23 protein-coding genes and 2 tRNA genes are annotated in these 25,511 nt (G+C 75.0%); 10 read left to right on the top strand and 15 right to left on the bottom strand.

Annotated features, from left to right (window positions below):
* Positions 1–312 precede the first annotated feature (312 nt).
* The 3 genes from ACFWEG_RS16295 (at position 313) to ACFWEG_RS16285 (ending at position 3,142) form a co-directional block, all read left to right on the top strand.
* Positions 313–912 (top strand): lytic polysaccharide monooxygenase, encoded by a 600-nt coding sequence (locus tag ACFWEG_RS16295; protein ID WP_387215116.1) that lies wholly within the window; start codon positions 313–315, stop codon positions 910–912.
* Between the two features lie 392 nt (positions 913–1,304).
* Positions 1,305–2,504 (top strand): sensor histidine kinase, encoded by a 1,200-nt coding sequence (locus ACFWEG_RS16290; RefSeq protein WP_387215113.1) that lies wholly within the window; start codon positions 1,305–1,307, stop codon positions 2,502–2,504.
* Positions 2,489–3,142 (top strand): response regulator, encoded by a 654-nt coding sequence (locus tag ACFWEG_RS16285; RefSeq protein WP_387215110.1) that lies wholly within the window; start codon positions 2,489–2,491, stop codon positions 3,140–3,142. Before ACFWEG_RS16290 ends, ACFWEG_RS16285 begins: the two co-directional genes overlap by 16 nt.
* Before the next feature lie 96 nt (positions 3,143–3,238).
* Here ACFWEG_RS16285 and ACFWEG_RS16280 read toward each other — a convergent pair.
* The 6 genes from ACFWEG_RS16280 to ehuB all read right to left on the bottom strand — a co-directional run bounded on the left by ACFWEG_RS16280 (position 3,239) and on the right by ehuB (position 7,419).
* Positions 3,239–3,312, bottom strand: a tRNA-Lys gene (locus tag ACFWEG_RS16280).
* Between the two features lie 66 nt (positions 3,313–3,378).
* Positions 3,379–4,137 (bottom strand): IclR family transcriptional regulator, encoded by a 759-nt coding sequence (locus ACFWEG_RS16275; RefSeq protein WP_387215107.1) that lies wholly within the window; start codon positions 4,135–4,137, stop codon positions 3,379–3,381.
* Between the two features lie 244 nt (positions 4,138–4,381).
* Positions 4,382–5,185 (bottom strand): amino acid ABC transporter ATP-binding protein, encoded by an 804-nt coding sequence (locus ACFWEG_RS16270; RefSeq protein WP_387215104.1) that lies wholly within the window; start codon positions 5,183–5,185, stop codon positions 4,382–4,384.
* A complete protein-coding gene (ehuD, locus tag ACFWEG_RS16265) occupies positions 5,175–5,792 on the bottom strand; it encodes an ectoine/hydroxyectoine ABC transporter permease subunit EhuD (RefSeq protein WP_387215132.1) in 618 nt (205 codons plus the stop codon). Before ehuD ends, ACFWEG_RS16270 begins: the two co-directional genes overlap by 11 nt.
* A 32-nt stretch (positions 5,793–5,824) precedes the next feature.
* Positions 5,825–6,565 carry an ectoine/hydroxyectoine ABC transporter permease subunit EhuC gene (gene ehuC, locus ACFWEG_RS16260; RefSeq protein ID WP_387215101.1) on the bottom strand — a complete coding sequence of 247 codons (741 nt, stop codon included), beginning with the start codon at positions 6,563–6,565 and terminating at the stop codon, positions 5,825–5,827.
* Positions 6,562–7,419, bottom strand: a complete 858-nt coding sequence (ehuB, locus tag ACFWEG_RS16255; protein WP_387215098.1) for an ectoine/hydroxyectoine ABC transporter substrate-binding protein EhuB — start codon at positions 7,417–7,419, stop codon at positions 6,562–6,564. Before ehuB ends, ehuC begins: the two co-directional genes overlap by 4 nt.
* A 513-nt stretch (positions 7,420–7,932) precedes the next feature.
* Here ehuB and ACFWEG_RS16250 point away from each other — a divergent pair.
* Complete coding sequence (locus ACFWEG_RS16250) at positions 7,933–9,033, top strand: LLM class flavin-dependent oxidoreductase (protein ID WP_387215095.1); 1,101 nt, start codon at positions 7,933–7,935, stop codon at positions 9,031–9,033.
* Between the two features lie 43 nt (positions 9,034–9,076).
* Here ACFWEG_RS16250 and ACFWEG_RS16245 read toward each other — a convergent pair whose 3' ends face one another.
* Positions 9,077–10,909 (bottom strand): putative bifunctional diguanylate cyclase/phosphodiesterase, encoded by a 1,833-nt coding sequence (locus ACFWEG_RS16245; RefSeq protein ID WP_387215092.1) that lies wholly within the window; start codon positions 10,907–10,909, stop codon positions 9,077–9,079.
* A gap of 382 nt (positions 10,910–11,291) precedes the next feature.
* Here ACFWEG_RS16245 and ACFWEG_RS16240 point away from each other — a divergent pair, with 382 nt between their 5' ends.
* Positions 11,292–12,542, top strand: a complete 1,251-nt coding sequence (locus ACFWEG_RS16240; protein WP_387215089.1) for a M6 family metalloprotease domain-containing protein — start codon at positions 11,292–11,294, stop codon at positions 12,540–12,542.
* Positions 12,543–12,610: 68 nt separating this feature from the next.
* Here ACFWEG_RS16240 and ACFWEG_RS16235 read toward each other — a convergent pair.
* The 6 genes from ACFWEG_RS16235 to ACFWEG_RS16210 form a co-directional block, all read right to left on the bottom strand.
* Positions 12,611–12,684 (bottom strand) — tRNA-Lys (locus ACFWEG_RS16235).
* The gene (locus tag ACFWEG_RS16230) at positions 12,675–13,325 is read right to left on the bottom strand and encodes a bifunctional DNA primase/polymerase (RefSeq protein WP_387215086.1); all 651 of its coding nucleotides are present in this window, start codon (positions 13,323–13,325) and stop codon (positions 12,675–12,677) included. Before ACFWEG_RS16230 ends, ACFWEG_RS16235 begins: the two co-directional genes overlap by 10 nt.
* A gap of 137 nt (positions 13,326–13,462) precedes the next feature.
* Positions 13,463–13,885, bottom strand: a complete 423-nt coding sequence (locus tag ACFWEG_RS16225) for a hypothetical protein (RefSeq protein ID WP_387215083.1) — start codon at positions 13,883–13,885, stop codon at positions 13,463–13,465.
* A gap of 235 nt (positions 13,886–14,120) precedes the next feature.
* Entirely contained in the window at positions 14,121–15,470 is a 1,350-nt protein-coding gene (locus tag ACFWEG_RS16220; RefSeq protein WP_387215080.1) for an AAA family ATPase, read from the bottom strand.
* On the bottom strand, positions 15,467–17,044 hold the full coding sequence (locus ACFWEG_RS16215) for a hypothetical protein (RefSeq protein ID WP_387215077.1): 1,578 nt from the start codon (positions 17,042–17,044) through the stop codon (positions 15,467–15,469). The genes ACFWEG_RS16220 and ACFWEG_RS16215 overlap by 4 nt, the downstream gene beginning before the upstream one ends.
* A complete protein-coding gene (locus tag ACFWEG_RS16210) occupies positions 17,035–18,165 on the bottom strand; it encodes a hypothetical protein (protein WP_387215074.1) in 1,131 nt (376 codons plus the stop codon). Before ACFWEG_RS16210 ends, ACFWEG_RS16215 begins: the two co-directional genes overlap by 10 nt.
* Before the next feature lie 162 nt (positions 18,166–18,327).
* Between ACFWEG_RS16210 and ACFWEG_RS16205 the strand changes: the two genes are divergently transcribed.
* The 3 genes from ACFWEG_RS16205 to ACFWEG_RS16195 all read left to right on the top strand — a co-directional run bounded on the left by ACFWEG_RS16205 (position 18,328) and on the right by ACFWEG_RS16195 (position 20,492).
* Positions 18,328–18,924: a histidine phosphatase family protein gene (locus ACFWEG_RS16205; protein WP_387215071.1), complete on the top strand. Its 597-nt coding sequence runs from the start codon at positions 18,328–18,330 to the stop codon at positions 18,922–18,924.
* A gap of 206 nt (positions 18,925–19,130) precedes the next feature.
* Positions 19,131–19,529 (top strand): hypothetical protein, encoded by a 399-nt coding sequence (locus ACFWEG_RS16200; protein ID WP_387215068.1) that lies wholly within the window; start codon positions 19,131–19,133, stop codon positions 19,527–19,529.
* A 51-nt stretch (positions 19,530–19,580) separates the two neighbouring features.
* On the top strand, positions 19,581–20,492 hold the full coding sequence (locus tag ACFWEG_RS16195) for a spermidine synthase (RefSeq protein WP_387215065.1): 912 nt from the start codon (positions 19,581–19,583) through the stop codon (positions 20,490–20,492).
* Between the two features lie 181 nt (positions 20,493–20,673).
* Here the strand turns inward: ACFWEG_RS16195 and ACFWEG_RS16190 are convergent, their stop codons facing one another.
* The gene (locus tag ACFWEG_RS16190; RefSeq protein ID WP_387215062.1) at positions 20,674–21,249 is read right to left on the bottom strand and encodes a hypothetical protein; all 576 of its coding nucleotides are present in this window, start codon (positions 21,247–21,249) and stop codon (positions 20,674–20,676) included.
* A gap of 178 nt (positions 21,250–21,427) precedes the next feature.
* On the opposite strand from ACFWEG_RS16190, the gene ACFWEG_RS16185 reads away from it, so the two are divergent.
* Both ACFWEG_RS16185 and ACFWEG_RS16180 read left to right on the top strand, forming a co-directional pair.
* The gene (locus tag ACFWEG_RS16185) at positions 21,428–22,117 is read left to right on the top strand and encodes a response regulator transcription factor (protein WP_387215059.1); all 690 of its coding nucleotides are present in this window, start codon (positions 21,428–21,430) and stop codon (positions 22,115–22,117) included.
* Entirely contained in the window at positions 22,114–23,553 is a 1,440-nt protein-coding gene (locus ACFWEG_RS16180; RefSeq protein ID WP_387215056.1) for a sensor histidine kinase, read from the top strand. Before ACFWEG_RS16185 ends, ACFWEG_RS16180 begins: the two co-directional genes overlap by 4 nt.
* A gap of 471 nt (positions 23,554–24,024) precedes the next feature.
* Here ACFWEG_RS16180 and ACFWEG_RS16175 read toward each other — a convergent pair whose 3' ends face one another.
* The gene (locus tag ACFWEG_RS16175; protein ID WP_387215053.1) at positions 24,025–25,443 is read right to left on the bottom strand and encodes a GH1 family beta-glucosidase; all 1,419 of its coding nucleotides are present in this window, start codon (positions 25,441–25,443) and stop codon (positions 24,025–24,027) included.
* Between the last annotated feature and the right edge of the window lie 68 nt (positions 25,444–25,511).

The following is a 25,511-nucleotide window of genomic DNA, read 5'->3' as shown; positions in this document are numbered from 1 at the left end:
GAGGGTGACGGCCGGGAGGGCCGGGGGAGTGGCGGCGGGGTGCGGCCGGAGGGGTGTGGTACGTGGTCGCACCTGCGGTGGTTCGCCAAAAGGAGCTGATCACAGCCGAGTTGAGGGCTGTGCGGTCGATGGCGCGGCGTCATCCCGTGCGCGGGACGGCGTCCGCGCGGACGCCACCCCGTGTCACCGATTCGGACGACGTGTCTCCGCGATTGGTATGGACATGGTCAAGAGTCGTCCCTACTCTGGGACTTGGTCTAGACCGCCGCACGGTACGTGATCCCCCACCACCCCCCTCACAGGAGCGTCCGCATGCGTAAGAAGGTCTCCGCCGGCATACTCGGCCTCGCCGTCGCCGGAACCTCCCTGCTGGCCACCGGCAGCGCGAGCAGCCACGGGTACACCGACCAGCCGCTGAGCCGCCAGAAGCAGTGTGCCAACGGCACGGTGACCGGCTGCGGCAACATCCAGTGGGAGCCGCAGTCCGTCGAGGGCCCGAAGGGCTTCCCCGCCGCCGGTCCCGCCGACGGCAAGATCTGCTCGGCCGGCATCGGCGGGTTCTCCGCGCTGGACCACCCGAAGGCGCCCAACGGCACGGACTGGCCCGCGACGCAGCTGTCCAACGGGCAGAGCTACAACTTCCGCTGGCAGTTCACCGCGCGCCACCGCACCACCGACTTCAAGTACTACATCACCAAGAACGGGTGGAACCAGAGCGCGCCGCTGACCCGTGCCGCGCTGGAGTCGCAGCCGTTCCTGACGCTGCCGTACAACGGCCAGCAGCCGCCGGCCACGCTGACCCACACCGGCAACGTGCCGTCCGGGAAGTCCGGTCGCCACATCATCCTGGCGGTGTGGACGGTCCACGACACGGCGAACGCGTTCTACGCGTGCTCGGACGTCCGCTTCTGACCTTGGGCGGTCTGCAACGGGCCTTCGCGGCTCCGCCGCGGGGGTACCGGGCTCCGCCCGGTGGCCTCAAACGCCGGCCAGGCTGACTTTTCTGCCGGCTCGCGCCAGGATTCGTGCCGGCTCGCGCCGGGATTCGTGCCGCTCGGCGGCGATGTTCGCCCTCGCCCGCTGTGGGCAATCGTGCCGCAGGGCGGCACGGGTGGGCACAGCCCAACGTGCCCAGCGCTAGCGACCGGACGCAGTGCCACGGTTGGCCTCGCCCCGCAGGGGCTGGGTGACGGGGCCCGCACCTCTCAGGGGGTGCGGGCCCCTCCGCATGGGGGGGCTGGGGCTACCCCGGGAGGGGGCCCGCGGCATGGTGCGGGGAGGGTGCGCGGGCCTAGCGTTCGCGCATGATCGATGCGCCGAGTTCGCTGCCCCGCCCGCTGCCGGCCGTCGCGTACGTCGCGGGGGGTGTGGTGAGCGGGGTCGCGACGGCGGTCGTGATGGTGCTGCTCGCCGGGTTCTCCGTCGTACTCGTCGGGCTGCCGCTGCTGCTGCTCGCGGGGGTGCCGGTCGCCGCGGTGGAGCGGTGGCGGGCGGGGCTGGTGCCGAGCCCGCACCGGGTGCCGGGGGAGCCGGGGCTCGGGGCGTGGGCGCGGCTGCGGCTGGGGGAGCCGGCGACCTGGCGGGAGCTGGCGTACGCGGTGCTGCACGCGGGCGTGCTGTGGGTGCTGGACGCGTGTGTGCTCGGCGCCGCGGTGGTCGCGCCGGTGGCGACGGCGGTGACGCCGCTGCTGCTCGCGATGGACGGCGAGGAGGTGCGCGTCGTCAAGATGTGGCTGGTCACGGGCTACCCGGCCGCGTTCGCGACCGCCGCCCTGGGCCTCGCGCTGACCGTCGCGCTGAGCTACCCGCTGCGGGCGTACGCCGGGGCCCGCGCGGCCCTGACCCGGCTGCTCCTCGCACCGGACGGGCGGGCGGAGCTGACCGAGGTGACCGCGTCGCGGGCCCGGCTCGTCGCCGCCTTCGAGGCCGAGCGCCGGCGGATCGAGCGCGACCTGCACGACGGGGCGCAGCAGCGGCTCGTCGCGCTGACGATGCGGCTCGGGCTCGCCCGGCTCGACGCCCCGGCCGGCGGGCCGCTCGCCGAGGAGCTCGCGCGGGCGCACGAGGAGGCCGGGCTGGTCCTCACCGAGCTGCGCGAACTCATCCGCGGCATCCACCCGCAGGTCCTCACCGACTACGGCCTCGCTGCCGCGCTGACCGACGCGGCCGACCGTTCGCCCGTCCCCGTCGACACCGTCGCCGACGGCCTGCCCCGGCTGCCCGGGGCCGTCGAGACGGCGGCTTACTTCGCTGTCAGCGAGGGGCTGGCGAACGTCGCCAAGCACAGCGGCGCCTCGCGGGCGCGGCTGACCGCCCGCCACGAACGGGGGCGGCTGTGGGTCGAGTTGGGCGACGACGGCCGCGGCGGCGCGGACGGCGCGCACGGCAGCGGACTGACCGGGCTGGCCGACCGGCTCGCGGTGCTCGATGGCACACTGACGATCACCAGCCCGCCCGGCGGGCCGACCGTCGTGCGCCTGGAGATACCGTGCCCCGCCCTTTGAGAGTCGTGCTCGCCGAGGACGGCGTGCTGCTGCGCGAGGGCCTGGTCGGGCTCCTCGCCCGTTTCGGGCACGAGACGGTCGCGGCCGTCGGCGACGCGGACGCGCTGCGGTCGGCCGTCGCCGCGCACGACCCCGACCTCGTCCTCACCGACGTCCGGATGCCGCCCGGCTTCGGCGACGAGGGCCTGCGCGCCGCCGTCGCGCTGCGCGCCGAGCGCCCCGGCCTGCCGGTGCTCGTGCTCAGCCAGTACGTGCAGCGGACGTACGCGACCGAGCTGCTCGACACGGGCGACGGGACCGGGGTCGGCTATCTGCTGAAGGACCGGATCGGGCAGGTCGAGGAGTTCGCCGACGCGGTGACGCGGGTCGCCGCCGGCGGGACGGTCGTCGACCCCGAGGTGGTGCGGCAGCTGCTGCGCCGCCGCCGGGACCCGCTGGCCGCGCTCACCCCGCGCGAGCGGGAGGTCCTCGCCCTGGTCGCGGAGGGCCGCTCCAACGGGGCGATCGCCCGCGAGCTGGTCGTGACGGAGGCGGCCGTCGGCAAGCACATCGGCAACATCCTGGCCAAGCTGGACCTGCCGCCGGGGGACAGCACCCACCGGCGGGTCCTCGCGGTGCTGACGTACCTGCGGGCGTAGTCGGCCGCGGCCGCCGGGCGGGGCGGGGCGCGCTCCCCGGACGCCGGCCCGGGTACGCGAAAGGCCCCCGATCGCTCGGGGGCCTCTCACCGTCGGTGCGCCGCCAGGGACTCGAACCCCGGACCCGCTGATTAAGAGTCAGCTGCTCTAACCAACTGAGCTAGCGGCGCCTGCTGACAGGACAATATTACCCGCCCGCCGGGGGTGCTCCCGACCACCTGCCGCGGTGGCCCCGGTCACAGGGCCAGCGAGAGCAGGATCGGCGAGGCCCCCTTGTTCAGCCGCTCCGCCGCCCGCCGCAGCCGGTGCGCGTGCTGGACCGGCATGGACAGCGCCAGCGAGCCGACCGCGCTGCCGGCGGTGAGCGGGACGGCCGCGCAGACCGTGCCGACGGCGTACTCCTGGAGGTCGAGGAACGGCACCGTCGGCGGCTGGGCTGCCAGCTTGTTCAGGAGGACCCGCTCGTCGGTGATCGTGCGGGAGGTCAGCCGGGCGGGACGGTGGCGGGCGAGGTGGTCGCGCCGGCCGTCGAGGTCGAGCTGGGCGAGCAGGCTCTTGCCGGCCGCGCTCGCGTGCGCGGCGGAGCGGAAGTCGACCCACTCGCTGACCGCCGGGGTCTCGGGGCCGTCGGCGACGTGGGTGATCCGGACCTCGCCGTCGATGTACCGGCTCAGGTAGATCGCGGCGCCGACCTGGTCGCGCAGCTGCTCCAGGCTGGCCTGCAGCCGGTCGGACAGCACCTGGCGGTCCGGGGCGGCGGAGCCCAGGAGGGTGAGGGAGTCGCCCGTGACGTACGCCCCGCCGGTGACCTGCTCGACGTAGCCCTCGCGGCGGAGCATGAGCAGCAGCGGGACGAGGTGGGCGGAGGGCAGGCCGGTCTCGCGGGAGAGGTGCGCCTCGGTGACACCGCCGGGGTGCTGGGACACCGACTCCAGGACCCGGAGGGCGTAGGGGACCGACGGGAACGGGGTGGTGGGCTCGGGCCTCAGCGCCACGGTCTCCTCCTGGCCTGGCCGTCCGGACAGCCGACTGCGTCTCCCGACCACGATAGACCTCAAAACGGCTCGGTGGGGCGGCTGTTGGCGGATCCGATCCGCAGCCGTGGCCGCACAGCCAGGAACGCGCCACTCTGGCATATGCCAGAGACATACGCGGGGCGCGTCGTTCATGCGTCGGTTACCGGCCGGTCGGGTGCCGCCGGCCGCAGCGTGCGGCACCCGGTGCCGTGCGGGTCGGAGCTCAGAGCACCGCGCCGAGGAACTCCCGCGTCCGGTCGAGTTCGGGCTCGGAGAAGATCTTCTCCGGGGGGCCCGACTCGATGACCCGGCCCGCGTCGAACATCGGCACCTGGTCGGAGATGTCCCGGGCGAAGCTCATCTCGTGCGTCACGCACAGCATGGTGATGTCGGTGCTCCGCGCGATGTCCCGCAGCACGTCGAGCACCCCGGCGACCAGCTCCGGGTCGAGCGCGGAGGTCACCTCGTCGAGCAGCAGGACCTGGGGGCGCATCGCCAGCGCGCGGGCGATGGCCACCCGCTGCTGCTGGCCGCCGGAGAGCCGGCCCGGATAGGCGTCGGCGCGGTCGGCGAGGCCGACCATGTCGAGCAGCTCCCTGGCCCGCACCTCGGCCTCGTCCTTCGGCAGGCCGAGCACCTGGACGGGTGCCTCCATGACGTTCCGCAGCACCCGCATGTTCGGGAGGAGGTTGAACTGCTGGAACACCAGGCCGATGTTCTTGCGCACCTCCCGCAGCCGCTTCTCGCCGCCGTTGGCCGGAAACAGCTGCCCGCCGCCGACCGTGATCCGGCCCTCGTCGGGCGTGGTCAGTGTCATCAGCAGCCGCAGGATCGTCGTCTTCCCCGAGCTGGACGGGCCGATGAGGGTGACGTGCTTCCCCGACGCGACGGAGAAGTCGAGCCCGTCGAGCACCACGTTGTCGCCGAAGCGCTTGGTGACGTTCTCGAAGCGGATCAGCTCTCGGCCGTCCACGGCCGGGTTCGACGCCGCGGCGGCGTCCTTGGTCAGGTTCGGGTCAGTGGACAAGACGACGCTCCAGGGCTCGCAGCAGAAGGGAAGCCGGACAGGCGATGAGGACGAAGGCGACGCCGACGACGGTCAGCGGCTCGGTGAACTCGAAGCTCTGCGCACTGCTCAGGCGCGCCTGCTGGAGCATCTCCAGGACGCCGATGCCCGCGAGGATCGGGGTGTCCTTCAGCATCGCGACGACGTAGTTGCCGAGCGCCGGCACCACCCGGCGGACCGCCTGCGGCAGGATCACCGCGCACCAGGTCCGGTGGGCCGGCAGGCTCAGCGCGGTCGCGGCCTCCCACTGCCCGGCCGGCACCGCCTCGATGCCCGCGCGGTAGACCTGCGCGGTGTACGTCGAGTAGTGCAGGCCGATCGCCAGGATCCCGGTGGTCAGGGTGGAGAACTGGACGCCCCACTCCGGCAGCACGAAGAAGAGGAAGAAGAGCTGCACGAGCAGCGGGGTGGTCCGGATGAACTCGGTCACCACCCCCACCGGCCAGCGCACGAACCGGGTCGGCGCGCGGAAGGCGATCGCCCAGACCAGGCCGAGCGAGAACGAGATCAGCGAGCCGAGCAGCAGCACCTGGAGCGTGACCAGCACCCCGTCCCAGAAGGCCGGCATGAAGTCCGCGACGGCGGACCAGTCCCAGGAGTTCACCGGACGCCTCCGCCGCTCGTCGGAGCGCCCGCGGCGGCCCCGTTCCCCGCCCGCAGCCTGCCGAGCAGGCCCTCGCCCGGCTCGGGCCGCTGCCCGATCCCGGCCTTCGCCCGCTTCTCGAGCACCCGCATCCCGCGGGTCAGCACGAACGCGAGCACGAAGTAGACGACGAGGGAGACCGTGTAGATCTGCGCGCTCTCCTGGGTCGCGAGCCGCACCAGGTACGCGGCGAACGAGGTGTCCCCGACGCCGAGCAGCGACACCAGCGCGGTGCCCTTGAGCAGCTCGACCAGCAGGTTGTTGAACGGCGGGATCATCTCCGGCACGGCCTGCGGCAGCAGGATCAGCCGCATCCGCTGCCACGGGGTGAAGCTCAGCGCCACCCCCGCCTCCCGCTGCGCCGGCGCCACCGCGAGCAGCGCGCCGCGCACGACCTCGGCCCCGTAGGCCCCGTAGGACAGGCCGAGCGCGAGCACGGCGGCCCACATCGGCACCAGCGCCCAGCCGAGCAGCGACGGCACCACGAAGAAGAACCAGAACATCAGGATCAGCGCGGACGTGCCGCGGAAGACCTCGGTGTAGGTCCCGGCCAGGAAGCGCACGATCCACAGCCGGTGGGTGCGGGCGATGCCGACGGCGAACGCGACGACGGCCGCCAGCGCGGCGCTGCAGACGGTGAGTTGGACGGTGATCCAGATGCCGGGCAGGATCCACTCCTGCCAGAGTCCCGCGGTCATGAGCACAGCTCCTTCGCGGTCATGGTGGTCATCTCGTTCTCGGTGAAGCCGAACGGCCGCAGCACGCGCAGCAGTTCGCCGCTCTTCTTCATCCGGTGGATCTCGCGGTTGAACGCGTCCCGCAGGCCGGTGTCGACCGGGCGGAACGCGAAGCCGCCGCCGTCGATCTGCTCCCTGCCGTCCACGATCGGTCTGAAGGGCTCGGTGACCTCGGCCCTGCGGGACTTCTCCACCACGAGCCGGGTGGTCAGCGCCGTCCCCGCGAAGGCGTCGACCCGGCCGGACTCGACCGCGTTCAGTCCGGCGACCTGGTCCTGGAGGATCACGAGGTCCTTCTCCGGGTAGCCCGCCTCGGCGGCGTAGTCGATCTCCGCGTACCCGGTGCCGGTGGCGAGCCGGGCCTTCGCCCGGACCACGTCGGCGTAGTTCCGCAGGTTCTTCGGGTTGCCCTTCGGCACGATGAACGCGTCGAGCATCTGGTACTCGGGGTCGGAGAAGATCACCTGCTCGCAGCGCTCGGGGTTGATGTACATCCCCGCCGACACCACGTCGAACTGCTGCGAGTTGAGGCCGGGGATGAGCGACGCGAAGTCCGTCGCCACCGGCTGGACGTTCCCGATCCCCAGCCGACCGAATATGATCTTGGCCAGTTCCGGCGCCTCGCCAGTGAACTCGCCCTGCTCGTCGATGTACCCGAACGGCACCTCGCCGGCGATCCCCAGGCGTACCGTCCCCTGCGTCCTCAGCCGGGCGAGCGCGTTCCCCGTCGGCACGCGGGAGCAGCCCGCGGCCCCGGTCAGGGCCGCGGCACCGGCGATCGCCGCGGTGCCGGTGAGCAGCGACCGCCGTCGCATCCCGCGTCTTCCTAGTGGTGCCTGTATCCGAAACATGGCGGCGCCCCTACCCGAGAACCCCCGCCCCATGCAGACGAATTCGCGCCGACGTTCGACAGATCCCGCCGGTGGGACGCCGGTTACGCCGGGATGACGGGTGTGCCCCGGTTGAAGCACAGCGTGTGGGACGCCCCCACCGGCTCGGTGAAGCCGGGGTCCGACTCCGTGACGTACGCCCCGAGCCCCGCCGGCGCCTCCACCGCCGCCGGACGACCGCCGCCACCCCGGCTGCACGGACACCTGCCCGCCGAGCGGCACCGAGTACGCGACCCGCAGCCCGCGCACGCCCTGACCGAGCGCGGACCGGAAGCCGCCGGGCACCGGATCGAGCTGCGACCGGTCGCGCTGGTCCGGTCGCGCGAGCACGTCAGGTGCTGCCGTCCTGTGCCTGCCGCCCGGTCCGCGCCCCCGACTCCGGCCGGGAATAAACGGAGTCAGCCTCCTGTTGGTGGAGGGCGAACACCCCCGTACGACATGGAGGCCCCCCACGTGACCGCCCACGAGATCCGCGGGACGGCGGTCGGAACCGCCCCCGTCCCGCTGTCCGTCCTCGACCTGGTGACGGTGGGCGCCGGCCGCACGGCGACCGACGCCCTCCGCGCGAGCGTGGACATCGCCCGCCTCGCGGACCGACGGGGCTTCCACCGCCACTGGATCGCCGAGCACCACTCCATGCCCGGCGTCGCCTCCTCCTCGCCCGCGGTGATCCTCTCCCACCTCGCCGCCCACACCCGCCGCATCCGCCTGGGCAGCGGCGGCGTCATGCTCCCCAACCACGCCCCCCTGGTGATCGCCGAGCAGTTCGGCACCCTGGAGGCGCTCGCCCCGGGACGCATCGACCTCGGCCTCGGACGGGCCCCCGGCACCGACGGCGCCACCGCCGCCGCGCTGCGCCGCAGCGACCGGCTGAACGAGGGCGCGGACGACTTCCCGCAGCAGCTCATGGAGCTGACCCGGTTCCTGGACGACGACTTCCCCGACGGCCACCCCTACGCCCGGATCCACGCCGTCCCCGGACCCGTCCAGGCCACCTCCCCCGGCGGGGTGCAGGACCCGCACCGCCCGCCCATCTGGCTGCTCGGCTCCTCCGGCTTCAGCGCCCGCCTCGCCGGACAGCTGGGCCTGCCGTTCGCCTTCGCGCACCACTTCTCCGCGCAGAACACGATCCCCGCGCTCGACCTGTACCGAGAGTCGTTCCGTCCCTCGGAGCTGCTCGACGCGCCCTACGCCCTGATCGGCGTCGCCGCGCTCGCCGCCGACGACGAGAAGGAGGCCGAGCGGCAGGTCCTCACCGGCGCGCTGTCCATGCTCCGCCTGCGCACCGGCCGCCCCGGCCTGATCCCCACCCCCGACGAGGCCGCCGCCCACCCCTTCACCCCGATGGAGCGCGAGTTCGTCGACAGCTGGCTGCACAACATCGTGTACGGCACCCCCGACGCCGTCCGCACCGGCCTCGACGACCTCCAGAAGCGTACCGGCGCCGACGAGTTGATGCTCACCGCCAACGCCCACGGCCCCGAGGCCCGGCTCCGCAGCTACGAACTGATCGCCGACGCCTACGGGTTGCCTGCGTAGGAGCGTCCGCACGACGGCTCGCGCGGACGGCTGACGGACACCGTCAGCCGTCCTCCGCGGCCCCCCGCGGCGGGCCCGGAAGCCCGCGGCCGATCAGCGGGCCGATCCGCTCCGGGGCCATCGCCCGGGCGTACAGCCAGCCCTGGCCGGTGTCGCAGCCCACCCGCCGCAGCCGCTCCGCCTGCGCGGTCGTCTCCACGCACTCCGCGGTGACGGTGAGACCGAGCCGGTGGGCGAGCTGGACCAGCGCCTCGACGATCATCTCGTCCGCCGGGTTGGGATGCCGCCCGTCGACATACCGGAAGCCCTTCACGAAGGACCCGTCGAGCTTCAGCACCGAGACCGGCAGCCGGGACAGGTACGCCAGATTGGAGTAGCCGGTCCCGAAGTCGTCGATCGCGATCCGCACGCCCATGTCGCTCAGCGCCTGCAGCGCCTGGAGCGGCCGTCCCGCCGAGCCCATCAGCGCGGACTCGGTCAGCTCCAGTTGGAGCAGGTGCGGGGCGAGCCCGGTGGTCTCCAGGGTCTCGGCGACGTCGGTGACCAGGTCGCTGTCCCACACCTGCCGGACGGCGACGTTGACGCTGACGAACGGCGGGGCGGCGCCGGGGTGCTCGTCCTGCCAGCGCCGCGCCTGCGCGCAGGCGGTCCGCAGGACCCAGCGGCCGAGCTGCACGATCGAGCCGTCGTCCTCCGCCAGCGGGACGAACCGATTCGGCGCGAGCATCCCGAACTGCGGGTGGTTCCAGCGCACCAGCGCCTCCACTCCGCGCAGCAGCCCGTCGCCGAGGTCGACCAGCGGCTGGTACTCCAGGACGAACTCGCCCCGGTCCACCGCCTGCCGCAGCGTCGACGACAGCGCCTGCCGGGTCATCCGGTGCGCGTTGCGCTCGGGGTCGAACAGCGTCCAGCGGGCCTTGCCGTCCGCCTTCGCCCAGTACAGCGTGGTGTCGGCGGCCTGCATCAGACCGGTGGCGGTGGTGCCGCGGGCCGGCCGCTCGACCACCCCGATCGACGCGGAGACCGAAAGCCGCTGCCCGGCCAGGTCGAACGGGTCCTGCAGCGCGTCGAGCACCGACCGGGCGAGCGCGGCCAGGTGCTCGGTGCCGGTGGAGTCCTCCACGAGCAGCGCGAACTCGTCCCCGCCGAGCCGGGCCACCAGCGGCGTGCCCGTCCGCCCGTACCCCGCCTGGTCGGCGCACCGGTTCAGCCGGGCGGCGACGGCGGCGAGCAGCCGGTCGCCGACCCGGTGGCCGAGGGTGTCGTTGACGGCCTTGAACCCGTCGAGGTCCAGGTAGCAGATCCCGATCCGGCCGGTCCGGCGGCGCTCGGGGTCCTGCGGCGACCCGTCGGACCGGTCCAGCGCCTCCAGCGCGCCGGCGACGCGCTCGAAGAACAGCGTGCGGTTGGGCAGCCGGGTCACCGGGTCGTGCATCTGCAGGTGGCGCAGCCGGGCCTGGAGGTCCCGGCGGGTGCTGACGTCGGTGACCGACAGGAGCACGTTCGCGCTGTCCCGGACCGGGGTGACCGCCACCTCCGCCCACAGGGAGCGGCCGTCGGTGTGCTTGAGGCGGCGGGTGCAGTGCAGCCGCTCGCGCCGGCCGCCCAGCACCTCGCGGTAGGCGTGCCAGGTGCGGGAGTCGGCGGCCAGGCCGACCAGCTCGGCCGCGGGCACCGCGGCGAGCGTCGCCCGCTCGCCGCCGAGCAGCGCGGTCAGGGCCCCGTTCGCGGCGACGACGAGGCCGTCGCGGTCGACGACGGCCATCGGGAGGTGCGCTGCGTTGAAGGCGGCGCGGTAGTCGGCCGCGTCGGCGGCGGCCCTGCCCACGTGATGACTCTCCGTGACGGGTGTCGGCCCTTCGGAGGTTCCACTCACCGCTCGCTCCGCATCGCACTCTTCTCGGGCCGGGCCCGGAGTCCTCCGGGCCGGTGCGGCCGGACCGGGGACCGGTCCGGAAAGTGTGCCGATCATAGAGGCTGGCCGGAGGCTCGATCCAGCCGCACGCCGCTTCCCCGCGGCCCGCCGTGCGGCGACGTGATCGCCCGGCCGACCGCACCCGACCGATTCCGCGCACCTCGGGTGCCGATCTGCACCGAAGCGACCGAATGTGACGGTGCGTAGGGGGCCGGGGTGGTGACTCGTTCACCCGAGCGATGCAGTGGAACAGGGCGAATGCTGCCAAACCGCCCGAAAGTGGGGAGGAGTCCCGAGTTCCGCTGCGGAGGTCCATGTGTCGCTGCCCCAGCCACTCGGTGGAGTGGAAGCGGTCCGTCTGCGCAGCGCCGCCGCCGGACTGACCGCGCTCGTCGCGCTCGCCGCCGTCGGCCTCGCCGCCGGCCCCGCGGCCGCCGACCCCGCGAGCTCCGCCGACTCCCGCGCCTGCGCCCTGCGGCGCACCGCCGTCCACCACTCCGAGGGCCTGGACACCTGGCACCCGCACTACCCCCGGCCCGGGGCGGAGGGCCTGGACGCGGCCATGGTCTTCCTGTCCTTCCCGGACGCGGAGCCGGCCTACGAGACCGACGAGCTCGCGGCCGACTACTTCCCCGAGACCAGCGAGTTCTTCGAGCGCTCCTCCTACGGCCGGTTCTCGCTCCGCGCCCACCCGCAGACCGAGTGGATCGAGATGCCGCGCCCGTCGACCTGGTACGCGATACAGCGGGACTGGAACCCGGAGCGGCGCTCGGCCTACCTGCGCGAGGCCGTCGCGGCGGCCGACCCGTCCGTCGACTTCAGCCGCTACGACCTCGTCTACCTGGTCGCCGACCCCGAGGCGCCCGGCGTCAACGCCGACGCGACCAAGGTGGTCAACTTCGAGACCCCGCTGCGGGCCGACGGCACGGCCGTCCGCCGGCTCGTCACCGTCTTCGAGCAGCACCCGCCGGACCGGTACGTGCTCGCCCACGAGACCGGCCACGTCTTCGACCTGCCCGACCTGTACAACCGGCCGCGCAACGGGCGGGACGACTGGGACACCCACGTCGGCGACTGGGACCTCATGGGCAGCCAGTTCGGGCTCGCCCCGGACTTCTTCGGCTGGCACAAGTGGAAGTTCGGCTGGCTGGACGGCGGCCAGGTCCGCTGCGTCGGCCCGGACACCGGCCCCTTCACCCTGGAGCCGCTCGCCGAGGGCCCCGCGCCGGGCACGACCGGCGGCACCCGGCTCGCGGTCGTCCGCACCGGCCGGGACACGGCGATCGCCCTGGAGGCACGCACCCCGGCCGGCAACGACACCGAGGTCTGCGACGAGGCCGGCGGCGGCGCGGGCGTGCTGGTCTACCGCATCGACGGGCGCACCACGTCCGGCGGCGGGCCGGTCCGTGTCGTCGACACCCACCCGGACACCTCGGCGTGCGTCTCCCGCTCCGTCTACCCGCCGCTCGCGGACGCGCCGCTGCGGGTGGGCGAGTCGTTCACGGTGCGGGGGAGCGGGACGCGGCCGGACGTCCGGATCGAGGTCATGGACCGGGCGGCGTCGGGCGGCTGGACGGTGCGGGTCGGCGGCTGAGGCCGGGCGGCGGGCCGGGCCCGGGTACGCGAAAGGCCCCCGATCACTCGGGGGCCTCTCACCGTCGGTGCGCCGCCAGGGACTCGAACCCCGGACCCGCTGATTAAGAGTCAGCTGCTCTAACCAACTGAGCTAGCGGCGCCTGCTGACGTCGTAGACCTTAGCACCCTGATCGGCGGGGGGAGAAATCGAAATCCCGGCGCCCCCGTCCGCGCCCCCGGCGCCCCCGTCCGCGCCCCCGTCGGCGCCGTCCCGGGCCTCCGCGCCGGCCGTCGCGCGGGCCGCCCGGACGCACGCCCAGAGCACGACCTCGGGGCCGGGGAGCCAGGGGTGGCGGGTGTCGGGCGCGACCAGCCAGCGGGACGCGGGGGCCTCACCGCGCAGGGGCGGCACGGTGACGGCGTCGCCCTGGCCGTGGCAGAGGAGCGCCGGGACCTGCCCCGACCACTCCTCCCAGCGCATCAGCGCGGGCAGCCGATGGGCGGTGCCGGGGGCGGCGAAGAGCAGCATCCGGCCGCGGTGGGCGGCGACCGGCCCGGAGCCGGGCCCCTCCTCCCAGAGCCGGTCGAGCATCCGGCGGCCGAACACGGCGGGCACGTTGACCACGTCGAACGGGGACCCGCACGGCAGGACGGCCGGCGACTCCGGGCGTGACCGCCACTGCGTCAGCAGGCTCTGCGGATGGGCACCCGCCGAGACCAGCCACTCGGCGCCGGCGGGGGTCACCTGGCCGGCGAGGGAGGGTGCGGCGGGGAGGAGGTCGGTCTGCTGCCATGCGCTCATGGCATATACGTCTACGCGTTGTCCGCGTCACGTCGCCCTGAGTTGCGCGAAATCGGGACGACCTGTGGGGGCGTGCGGTACCTTGCCCCCGCGATCCGCATATGCCATGGGCGCGTTCGCAGACGTGTTCGACCAGCTCAGTCGGCGGTGCGGGTGCCGCGCATCAGGTCCCGGCCGAACTCGATCATCTTCTTCGCGTAGTCCTCGGTCCACTCCGCCCGCTCCGCGACGGCGGCGGCGGGCAGCCGGTCGAAGCGGCGCGGGTCGGCGAGCTGAGCGGCGGCGATCGCCTGGAACTCGACGGCCCGGTCCGTCGCCGCGCGGAAGGCGACCGTCAGCTCGGTCGCCCGCTCCAGGAGGGCGGCGGGGTCGTCGATCGACTCCAGGTCGAAGAAGTGCTCCGGGTCCTCGGCGGCCTGGGCGGGCTCGAACAGCAGCGGGGCGGGACGCAGCCGCCGCGGGGGCGCGGGAGGCACGGCCCCTGCGCCGCCGTCCGGCCCGCCGGCCGCGTCGCTCGGCCCGGTGCGTCCGGACGGTTCGGTCCGCTGGGACTCCGGCATCGGCGTTTCCTCCTCGTACGACAACCCGTCCATTCTCCCGCGCCGCGCAAGAGCGCATCCGGCGGCCCCGCGCGCCCCCTCCCTTCAGCCGTCCCAGGCGATCCGGTGTTCCCCGAGGCGCGCGAGCACCGCGTGGTTCGCCTCCCAGCCGTCCGGGCTGTGTCTGTCGGCCGCCTGCGGCGGCGTGTCGGACTCCGTCCGACGGGTCCGGGGCCGCGGGCCGCCGGTGCGGAGGTCAGCCGTCCCAGGCGATCCGGTGTTCCCCGAGGCGCGCGAGCACCGCGTGGTTCGCCTCCCAGCCGTCCGGGAAGCGGAGGGAGACGCCCAGCTGGACGGGTTCGGTGGAGGGGTGGTCGTCCAGGAGTTCGGGGACGCCGGCGCGGCAGACGACGATGCAGGCGTGGCGGTGGCGGGAGGCCAGGACGCAGAGGCGGCCGGTCTCCAGGTGGAACGCGGTGGCGTCGGGGCGGCCGGAGAGCGGGTGCAGGACGACCGTGACGTCGTACTCGCGGCCCTGGAGGCGGTTGGCGGTGTCGACCGTCACACCGGTGACGCCGAGGTCCGCGAGCGCGGTACGGACCGCGGCGGCCTGGTCGCGGTGGGCCGTGCCGACGGCGATCCGGTCGGCGGTCAGCGGCACCGGGTCGGGCGACTGCTCGCTGACCGCGGCCCCGCCCCGGTCCAGGAGCCGGCGCACGACCCGCGCCAGCGCCCCCACGGCCTCGGGGTCGGTGCGCGGGGTGTGCCGCGCGGGCAGTTCGAGCAGCCCCCAGCCCGCCAGCGCCGCCTCGTCGAGCACCCGGTCGGCCGCCGAGCCGTCGGAGGGGACCCCGAAGGACAGCGAACGGTCCGACGGGCCCGTCCCGCTGCGGAACGGCGTGAACGGGTAGAACGCGTGCGACACCAGCGGCGCGGCCGACGCCGGCAGCCGCCAGGACACCGGCAGCCGGTGCTGCGGCAGCCCCGGGTTGTGCGCGAGCAGCGTGGACACCGCGCTGGCCGACGGGTCGTACGCCAGCCCCGCCCACTGCTCCGACCCGACGATCGAGAACGGGTCGAGCTGGCCGGGGTCGCCCACGAACAGCGCCCGCTCGAAGTGCCCGGCCACGGCGAGCAGCGCGTCGGACCGCATCTGGTACGCCTCGTCCACGATCGCGTGCCGCCACGGCTCGACGTCCTTGACGTACGCCCACTTCGCAGCGGTCGACAGGACCACGTCGACCCCGGCGAGGTCCGCGACCTTCGCCGAGGTCCGGACCGACGGCAGCGCGTCGAGCGACGGGTCGTACGCCTCGGCGTCGCTGCTGTGCAGCCGGCCCAGCGGCAGGTCGGGGTCCTTCGCCGCCAGCCGCTGGACGAGGTCGTCGACCTGCGCGTTCGTCTGCGCGACGACCATCAGCGGGCGGCCGGCCGCGGCGAGTTCGAGCGCGGCGCGCACGACGAGCGTGGACTTGCCCGCCCCCGGCGGCGAGTCGACGACGACGCCGCGCGCGGTGCCGTGCAGCGTGTCGTCCAGGATGCGCGCGGTCGCCTCGGCCGCGGCCTCGGCGGGGGCGGGCGCGTCGGTCTCGGGCGAGCGGCTCACAGGACGTCCTCCGGGGTGACGGGGTCGGGGCGCTCCCGGAGCCCGGCGCCCGGCGGGCCGCCGTGCGTCCAGGGGGTGTCCTCGGCGTCGGGCAGGTCGGGGCCGCCGCGCGCGCTGTGCTCGAAGAGCGTCCAGCACAACCGGTCGCCCGGGGCGGGGACGGAGCCGGGCGCGGGCTCGCGGCCGCGGCCCATCTTGTCCTGCACCTGCAGGACGAGCGCGCCGGGCGGCTCCTCGGCGACGCCGACGAACACGGCCGTCTGCGGCTTGCCGTCCAGCTCGCGGTAGACCTTCGTCCGCTCGCCCAGGTGCGGACGGTCCTCCGTCGCGAACACGAGCAGCGGGCGCGGGCTGGGCCGCTTCGCGTCGCTGTACGCCATCTCCACCGCCACCACCTCGCCCGCGAACGCCTCCCCGGACAGCCGGCGGCCCGCCATGACCAGCGGGTCGTCGAGCGCCTCCTGCGCCTCCAGTTCCGTCTGCGCGGCCTCCCGGCTGCCGAGCTTGCGCGCGGAGGTCACCGCGTCGTCCCGCCGGGGCTGCGGCGGCTCGCCGGCCCGCACCCGGTCGCGGTGCGCGGTGAACGACCACCGGTCGCGGGTCCACCGGTCGGCGGCGTGCGGGCCCTCGGGGAGGGCGCGCAGCAGGTCCAGGCCGTCCCAGACGGCGTCCCACGTGGGGCGCAGGACGTCGCCGACCAGCATGTCGATCTCCCGCTCGGCGGCGGTCAGGTCGGCCATCCGGGCGTCGGCGACCAGGCCGTCCTCGGCGGCGGCGAGGGCGCCGCGGGCCCGGTCGTAGCGGTCGACGGCCGGGGCGAGGAGCCGGTTGTCGAACGCCGGGTCGGTGGCGGGCCCGGCCGGGGGCCAGACGAGCTGCCCCTCCTTGTCGCGCTCCAGCTCGCGCCGGAGCGCCGCCTCCGCGCCGGTCTCACCCGGCGGCGGGGCGATCCACGCCAGCAGCGCCCCCAGGTGCTGGTCCTCCAGGCTGGACTGGCCGGTCGCCCAGTGCCGGGTGAGCAGGTCGGTCATCGCGACGAGCAGCGCCGAGCCGGGCACGCGGGCCCGCTCGCCGTAGTGCGTCAGCCAGCGGCCCAGCATCGGGACGCGCGGCGGGGCCGGGTAGGGCGCGTCGGGCTCCTCCTCGGCGGTGCGCCGGAAGCGCATGGACCGGCCGAGCAGCCGGACGAACTCGACGGCCGCCCGGCCGGGGACGACCAGCTGCGCGGCGTCCGCGCACAGCTCGACCTCCTCCTTGTCCTTGCCGCGGCCGCGCTCGACCAGCTCCACCTCGTCCGCGGAGGCCTCCAGGTGCGGCAGCACCTCCTCCGCCAGCCGCGCCAGGAACGCGAAGCGCAGGTCGCGGTCGCGCGGCTGGGCGACGGTCAGCAGCCGCGGGGCCGAGCGGTCCGTCCCGACCAGCGCCCCCAGGGGCGCGCCCGCCTCGCCGGCGGTGGTGAGCGGGACGAGGACCAGGGGGCGGTCGGCCAGGTGCCGGTGGCGGACGGTGGTGAGCGGCTGGGCGCGGCCGCCGCGGACGGCCTCCATCCGGGCGAGGGTGCCGATCAGGGACATGCGGCCCCCGTCCCCGCGGGCTCGGGACGGGCGCCGAGCGCCTCGGCGCGCAGGGCCGCGGCCCTGCGCAGCGCCGCGACCGTCGGGTCGGCCGGGTCGCCCCGCTCGCCGCGGGCCGCCGCGAGCACGTCGTCGACCGAGCGCAGACCGCCCAGCTCGCCGCGGACGGAGCGGCCGAGCGCCTCCACCGCGCCCTCGGAGCGGGCCCGCTGCCGGCAGTGGAGGGCCAGCTCGCAGGTGGACAGGCACTCCGGGGCGTAGGCCGCGCGGACCGACTCGACCGCCGCGGCCAGCTCCTGCGCCGGCCGCTCCACGTCGAAGGTGGCGCCCTCGGGCAGCAGGTCGGCGATGTCCTCGATGCGGGTCAGCCGCTCCAGCTGGCGGCGGGTGACGGCGAGCTGCTTGCGGACGTCGATCAGCGAGCCGTCGGGCAGGTTGGAGAAGTCCTTGGGGCAGACCAGCAGCACCGCGTGCTCGACCGAGGCCCCGGTCAGCCGGGCGGCGACCGCCTCCAGGGCGAGCACGTAGACCGCCGACTGGCGGGCCGCCGCGCCGACCTTCGCGGCGTCCGCCGAACCGTCGATCATGGGGAACGACTTGATCTCCACGACCACCCAGCGGCCGTCCGGGCGCACCACCACCGCGTCCGGCTCCAGGAAGACCGGCGAACCGGCCACGCGCAGGGCGAGCATCGGGTGGTCGAGCAGCGTCCAGCCGCCCGCCTCCGTCGCCTCGCGCAGGGCCAGCGCCGTACGGGCGGCGCGGCCCTCGGGGCCCGCGGCGGACAGGTCGGGGGCGGCGACCGAGGCGGGGTCGATCCCGGCGAACTCCCGCTCCCCGCACAGCAGCCGCAGCAGCGCGGAGCCGCCGTCGGACTTCACCCGGGCCTCGAAGGCGTTGCCCCGCATGAACGCGAACTGCGACTGGCCGAAGACCGCGGGCGCGCCGAGCGCCTGGGCGAGTCTCGCCTTGTCCACCCCGGCGCCGTCGAGCAGGGCGCGGCGCTTGCAGCCGGGGTTGGCGGCGAGTGCGGCGAGGGCGCGCGCGTCCATCGGCTGGGGCGGCACCGCGGGGCCGCGCAGCCGGGCGAGCCGGTGCCGCAGGTTCGGAGTCTCGGTCACCCCGGAAGTCTTGCATCCGCCACTGACAACGCCCCCTTCCCCACCCGGTCCGCCCGCCTCCGCCGCCCCACCCCTGACGGGTGCGCGATGATGAGGGAGCACCACCGCACGTCGCCCCCGGCCCACCGCACCGGGGCATCTCGGCACCAGGGAGACCCGTTCATGGCACCGCGCATCCTTCTTGCCCGGCACGGACAGACCGAGTGGTCGCTGTCCGGACAACACACCGGCAGGACGGACATCCCCCTCCTGGAGGAGGGCCGCGACGGGGCGCGGCGGCTCGGCCGGCGGCTCGCGTCGCGCCCCTGGGACGGGCTCGCCGGCGTCGAGGTCCGCACCAGCCCGCTGTCCCGGGCGAAGGAGACCTGCGAGCTGGCCGGCTTCGGCGACCGCGCCAAGGAGTGGGACGCGCTCATGGAGTGCGACTACGGCGACTACGAGGGCCTCACCCCCGAGCAGATCCACCGCACCGCACCCGACTGGGTGCTCTGGAAGGACGGCGCGCCCGGCGGCGAGTCCCGGGCCGAGCTGAGCGCCCGCGCGGACGAGGTCGTCGAGTGGGCCCGGTCCGCCGACCGCGACGTGCTGGTCTTCGGGCACGGCCACATCCTGCGGACGATCGGCGCCCGCTGGCTCGGCGAGGACATGTCCTTCGGCGCCCGCATCGGCCTCTCGCCCGCCTCGCTCTCCGTGCTCGGCTGGGCCTACGGCAGGCCGTCGATCGAGCGCTGGAACGACACCGGTCACCTGGAGGTGTGAACCCGGTGCGGCCCGTTGTCACCCTTCGGTAGGTTCCGGTCAACTTCCGCCGAATCGGTCAGAGTTGTCCCCGACCCGTAGCCCGGGGGCGGTGTCGCGCGTTGAACCGCCAGGAGTGCGAGCCGCCCGCGCGGTGCTTCGGTGCCGAGCGGGAACCGAGTACGTGGAGGTTCCCCGTGTTGGATTCCGGTAGGGAAAGCAGCGCCGTGCGACCCGCGCCCCGCGCGGACAGCGCTCCGGGCGGTGGACAGGAGCCCTGGGACCTGGTCACCGTCCCCGCCCGGCAGGGGCTCGAGGCGGTCGACATCCTGCGCAGAGGAACCGTTCCGGCGGTCGGCCCCGTGCTGCACGACGGCCACGACGGCAGCTGCGACACGCTCGGCTTCCTGGTGCCGCCCGGCACCGCGGACGCCTGGGACGTCCCCGGCAGCGCGTGTACCCGGACCAGCGGCCAGGGGCTGCGGCTCGCCCCCGAGGCGCCCGTCGCGGGCACCGGCTGGCTGGTCCCCCCGACCGGCGCCGACACCGGCACCGACCCGGCCGTCCTGCGCGCGGCCCTCGGCGAGGCGGCCCGCCTCATCGAGGCGGCGGACAACTGCGAGTAGGCCCGCACGGGCGTGCGGGCGGCCCTCGCGCGCGCCGCCGATAATGGGGGCGTGGCACGAGGCAGGCGGCAGAGCAGTGACGACGACGGCGGGCGGCAGGCCCGCGGCGGCAGGCGTGGGGTCGCGGCGACCGTGCGCGACGAGGTCGACGGGGGGCTCGCGGAGCTGGTGCCGGACCCGGAGCGGCCCGGCGCGCGGACGCTGCTGATCGACGGGGCGCCGCAGTCGCACGTCGACCCGGACGACCCCACGTACCTGGACTTCGCCTACCAGCGGCGGATCGGGCACGCCATCGACCTCGTCGCCCCGCCGGGCAGGCCGGTGCAGGCGCTGCACCTGGGCGGCGGAGCTTTCACCCTCGCCCGGTACGTCGCGGCCAGCCGCCCGCGGTCCTCGCAGGTGGTCGTCGAACGCGACGAGCGGCTCATCGCCTTCGTCCGCCGGGAGCTGCCGCTCGACCCGAAGGCGCGGGTGCGGGTGCGGGGCGCGGACGCCCGGGAGGGGCTCGCGCGGACGCCGGACTGCTGGGCGGACCTGGTCGTCGCGGACGTCTTCAGCGGGGCGCGCACCCCCGCGCACCTGACCAGCGCGGAGTTCCTCGACGAGGTGCGGCGGGCACTGCGGCCCGGCGGCTGGTACGTCGCGAACATCGCCGACGGCCCGCCGCTGGCTCACCTGCGCGGCCAGATCGCCACCGCGGGCACGCGGTTCGCCGAAATGGCCCTGGCCACCGACCCGGTGGTGCTGCGGGGCAGACGTTTCGGCAACGCGGTCCTGGTCGCCTCCGACGCCCCGCTGCCGCTCGCCGAGCTGACCCGGCGCGTCGCCGGCGACGGCCACGCGGGCCGGGTCGCCCACGGCCGCGACCTCGCCGACTTCACCGGCGGTGCGCGACCGGTCGCCGACGCGTCCGCGGTCGCCTCGCCCGAGCCGCCGCCAGGGACGTTCGACCGCAGGCCGTGAGAAGTGGTCAACTTCGACCACCTGTCTCGACGCGGTGGGCGTCGCGGCCTGTGAGGGAGGCCATGTCCGCGCCGGCTGCCGGGTGCGGCCCTGCCAGGGCTCGCGGGATCCGCGGTCGCCGGCATCGCTGCGGCGGCACGGAGATGGTCGGCCGGGCCCGACGTGTCCGCACGGCCGGCCGTCAGCGGGTGCGTTCGTCCGTCTCGACCAGGGGGGCGTGCGCGTTCCAGGAGCAGATGACCGAGGACTCGCGGTCGCCCCGCTCGAAGGTGACGCGCAGCCAGGCGGGCTGCTTCCAGACCTGCATGCTCCAGCCGGCCGCGGGGGTGGCCGTGACCAGTTCGCAGTGGGTCGGGGTGACGTCGAGGACGACGCGGCCGCCGGGGAGCGGGTAGGTCCGGACGTCGCCGGGGTCCGCGGACGGGGCCGCCGTGGGCGCGGGGGCGGTGGTCGGGTCGGCGGTGGCCCGCGGCGACGGCGCGGCGGATCGTTTCGCCCCCGCCCCCGTCGCCGGCTTTCCCGAACCGGTGGGCGACGGGGAGGACTTCGACGCGGCCGGCCGGTCCGCCGGCGCCCGCGTCGCCGAGGTCGCCGACGGCAGGTCCGCGACCCGGGCGGGGATCCGCTCGACCGGCAGCGCGCGCGGCGGGTCGTAGACCGTACCGGTCATCACCGTGTGCACGCCCCACCAGGAGAGCGACACCGCGGCCCCGGTGGCCAGCAACCAGGCGAGCACGTGCAGGAGTCGTCGTCGCATCCCGGCCATCCTGCACCACCCGCCCCTCTGCTCGCACATCAGTGCCGACCGGTCCGGCGTGGGTCTGCCCGGCGGATCTGGCCCGCGTGGGGTTCGGCTCGCCATCTGAGTCGCGCCCACGACTGCGGGCCATATCCGTCGGGCAGACCCGTCCCCGAATGGCGTACGGTGCGGGACCATGGCAAGTGTGCTCGTGGTCGAGGACGACCAGTTCGTGCGCTCCGCCCTCATCCGGCACCTGACCGACGCCTCGCACACCGTGCGCAGCGTCGGGACGGCCCTGGAGGCGCTGCGCGAGGTCGCCCATTTCCGTTTCGACGTGGTCGTGCTCGACCTCGGACTGCCCGACCTGGACGGTGCGGAGGCGCTGAAGATGCTCCGCGGCATCACCGACGTGCCCGTCATCGTCGCCACCGCGCGCGACGACGAGGCCGAGATCGTACGGCTGTTGAACGACGGCGCGGACGACTACCTGACGAAGCCGTTCTCCGTCGAGCACCTGTCCGCGCGGATGGCCGCGGTGCTGCGCCGGGTGCGGGTGCCGGCGGGGGAGGCGCCGCCGTCGCGGGTGCTCACCGTCGGCGGGCTCGTCGTCGACCCGCTGCGGCGGCAGGCGCAGCTCGACGGGGCCGTACTCGACCTCACCCGGCGGGAGTTCGACCTGCTCGCCTTCCTCGCCGAGCGGCCCGGCGTCGTCGTCCCGCGGCGCGTGCTCCTCGCCGAGGTCTGGCAGCAGAGTTACGGCGACGACCAGACCATCGACGTCCATCTCTCGTGGCTGCGGCGGAAGTTGGGCGAGACGGCGGCCCGGCCGCGGTATCTGCACACCCTGCGGGGTGTGGGGGTGAAGCTGGAAGCCCCCGCGTGAGGTGGGCGCTGGTGAAGGTGTGTCTGGCCGTCACGGCGATGGTCGTGGTGGCCTTCGCCGTGCCGCTCGGCCTCGTCATCAAGGAGATGGCCAGGGACCGGGCGTTCACGCAGGCCGAGCGGCTGGCCGCGACGATCGGCCCGACGCTCTCCATCACCAGCGAACGCGCCGCGCTGGAACGGGTGGTGGCCACGGCGGGCGGCGACGGCAGGATGGCCGTCCACGTCCCGCCGGAGGGCGACCGGCCGTCGGTGAAGGTCGGCCGGAGCTGGGCGACCGACCGGGACCTCGGCCGCACCCGCGACGAGGGGATGGCGGCCACCGCCGACGTGCCCGGCGGGTCGGTCCTGCTGCGGCCGACGGCGATCAGCTCCGGGAAGTACGCGGTCGTCGAGGTCTTCGTCCCCGAGGCCGAGATGAGCCGGGGCGTCACCACGGCCTGGCTGGTCCTCGCGGGCGTCGGCATCGCCCTGGTCATCGGCTCGGTCGCGGTCGCCGACCGGCTCGGGCTGCGGATGGTCCAGCCCGCCCGGCGGCTCGTCGGCGCGGCGCAGGACCTCGGCGAGGGCAAGCTCGGGGCGCGGGTGCCGGAGGACGGACCGACCGAACTCCGGCTCGCGGCGGTCGCGTTCAACTCGATGGCCGACCAGGTCGTGCGACTGCTCGCCAACGAGAGGGAGTTGGCCGCCGATCTCTCGCACCGGCTGCGGACCCCGCTCACCGTGCTGCGGCTGAACGCCGCGTCGCTCGGGGACGGGGCGGCCGCGGAGCAGACGCGGGCGGCGGTCGCGCAGTTGGAGCGGGAGGTCGACACGATCATCCGCACCGCGCGGGAGGCGCGGCCGCAGACGCGGGCCGTCGGGGTCGTCGGGTGCGACGCGTCCGCGGTGATCCGGGAGCGGATGGACTTCTGGTCCGCGCTCGCGGAGGACGAGGGGCGCGAGGTGCGGCTGGCGGGGGTGAGCGGGCCGGCGCGGATCCCCGTCGAGCGGGGGGAGTTGGCGGCGGCGCTCGACGCGATGCTGGGGAACGTGTTCCGCCACACCGCGGAGGGGACCGCGTTCGCCGTCGACGTGCACCACGCCGAGGAGGCCGTCATCGTGCTCGTCTCCGACGCGGGGGGCGGGATCGGCGACCCGGTCGCCGCGCTCGCGCGCGGGAACGCGGGGGAGCGGGAGGGGTCGACGGGGCTCGGCCTCGACATCGTGCGGCGGATGGCCGAGGCGACGGGCGGTGACGTGCGGATCGGGCGGTCGGTCCTCGGCGGCACGGAGGTCCGCGTCTGGATCGGGCTCGACGGTCGCCACGCGGGGGACCCGCGGGTACGGCGCGGCCACCGCAGGGGAGGCCTCGGGCGGTCGGCGGCGCGGGGCCCCGCGACATGGCCGCGGCTGCCCGCGCTGCCCCCCCGCGGCCTCAAGCGCCGGCCGGGCTAGGTTTTCGGCCGCTGCCCGTCGGCCGGGCTCGGCTGGCCGCGGAGCGCCTGCGGGCTGCGTTCGGGTCGTTCGCGGCTCCGCCGCGCATACCGGGCTCCGCCCGGCGGCCTCAAGCGCCGGCCGGGCTGGATTTTATGGGGCCGCTGTTCGTCGGCCGGGTGCGGTGCTCTTGGCGGTTGTCCGTCGGTCGGGCGCGGCGTTCTCGGTCGCCGCCCGCCGCCCGCCGCCCGCCGCCCGCCGCCCGCCGCCCGGGGTCGGCATCGCTTGCCGCTGCCCGCCGCCCGTGTTGACGTTCCCGCGGCTCGCCGAGAGGGCGTCGGTTCAGGTGCACGTTAACGCTCCCTTAAGCGCGCCCTAAGCGATCACCCCACCCCTCTTCACCAGCCCACTTCCCGCGCTACCGTCCGATCGTCGAACGCGCGTCCCGGCCGGTTCACCCCCCATCCGGCCGGGGCGCGCGTCTGCGGTGGGTCAGGCGGGCGGGGGCTCGGGGAGGGTGCCGGTGCGGGCGGCCTCGGCGTACCAGCGGGCGCTGGTCTTGGGGACGCGGGCCTGGGACTCGTAGTCGACGTAGACCGCGCCGAAGCGCTTGCTGTAGCCGAAGGACCACTCGAAGTTGTCGAGCAGGGACCACAGGTAGTAGCCCCGCACGTCCGCACCCGCCGCGACCGCCTCGGCGAGCGCGGTGAGGTGGCCGTGGAGGTAGCGGACCCGGTCGGGGTCGTGCACCTCGCCGTTCGGGCCCGGCTTGTCGTCGTACGCGGCGCCGTTCTCGGTGACGAGGAGGGGGACGCCGGGGGCCTCCTCGGTGTAGCGCAGGAGCACGTCGCGCAGCCCGGTCGCGTCGACGGTCCACTCCATCGCGGTGGTCTCGCCGGGCGGCTGGTGGAAGTCGACGGACCCGGCCGCGGGCCAGGGGGAGTGGCCGGTCCCGTGGCCGTCCTTGCCCCCGCCGGCCCGCGGCCCGTCGGGGGAGGCGGCGGAGACGACGGTGGGGGCGTAGTAGTTGAGACCGAGAAGGTCCAGCGGCACCCGCCCGATCTCGGCGAGGTCCCCGTCGCGGACGAACGACCAGTCGGTGATCGCGGCGGTGTCCTCGACGAGGTCCGCCGGGTACGCGCCCTGGAGCAGCGGCCCGCTGAAGACCCGGTTGGCGAGCGCGTCGATCCGGCGCGCGGCGTCGGCGTCCTCGGGCGAGGGGGTCAGCGGGCGGACGACCGCCGGGTTGAGCGCGATCGCGATCTGGCGGCGCGGCGGGAGCGCCGCGCGCAGCGCCTGCGCGCCGAGGCCGTGGGCGAGGTTGAGGTGGTGGGCGGCGCGCAGGGCGGCGAGGTCGTCCTGGATCCCGGGGGCGTGCTGGCCGGAGCCGTAGCCGAGGAAGGCGCTGCACCAGGGCTCGTTGAGGGTGGTCCACATCTCCACCCGGTCGCCGAGCGCGTCCGCGACGAGCTTCGCGTACTCGGCGAACCGGTGGGCGGTGTCGCGGGCGGGCCAGCCGCCGGCGTCCTCGAGCTCCTGGGGCAGGTCCCAGTGGTACAGCGTGAGCATGGGCTTGATTCCGTGGGCGAGCAGCTCGTCGACGAGCCTGCGGTAGAAGTCCAGGCCGCGCCGGTCGGCCGGTCCGCGGCCGGTGGGCTGCACCCGCGGCCAGGACACCGAGAACCGGTAGGAGTCGAGGCCGAGTTCGGCCATCAGCGCGACGTCGTCGCGGTAGCGGTGGAAGTGGTCGGCGGCCACGTCACCGGTGTCCCCGGCGAGCACCTTGCCGGGGGTGTGGCTGAAGGTGTCCCAGATCGACGGGGTGCGCCCGCCCTCCCGGGCGGCCCCCTCGATCTGGTACGCGGCGGTGGCCGCACCCCACAGGAAGCCGGGGGGGAAGGTGACGGTCATGAGAGCGCTCCCAAAGCGGAGGTGGATGTGCCGGACGGCAGGAAGGGGAGGGGGGCGGGCGGGCCGCC

The sequence above is a fragment of the Streptomyces sp. NPDC060194 genome, assembly GCF_042728285.1.
In the GTDB taxonomy this organism is placed as follows: domain Bacteria; phylum Actinomycetota; class Actinomycetes; order Streptomycetales; family Streptomycetaceae; genus Streptomyces.
Note: the sequence above shows the minus strand (reverse complement) of the source record. Positions and strands in the feature narration are given on the sequence as shown.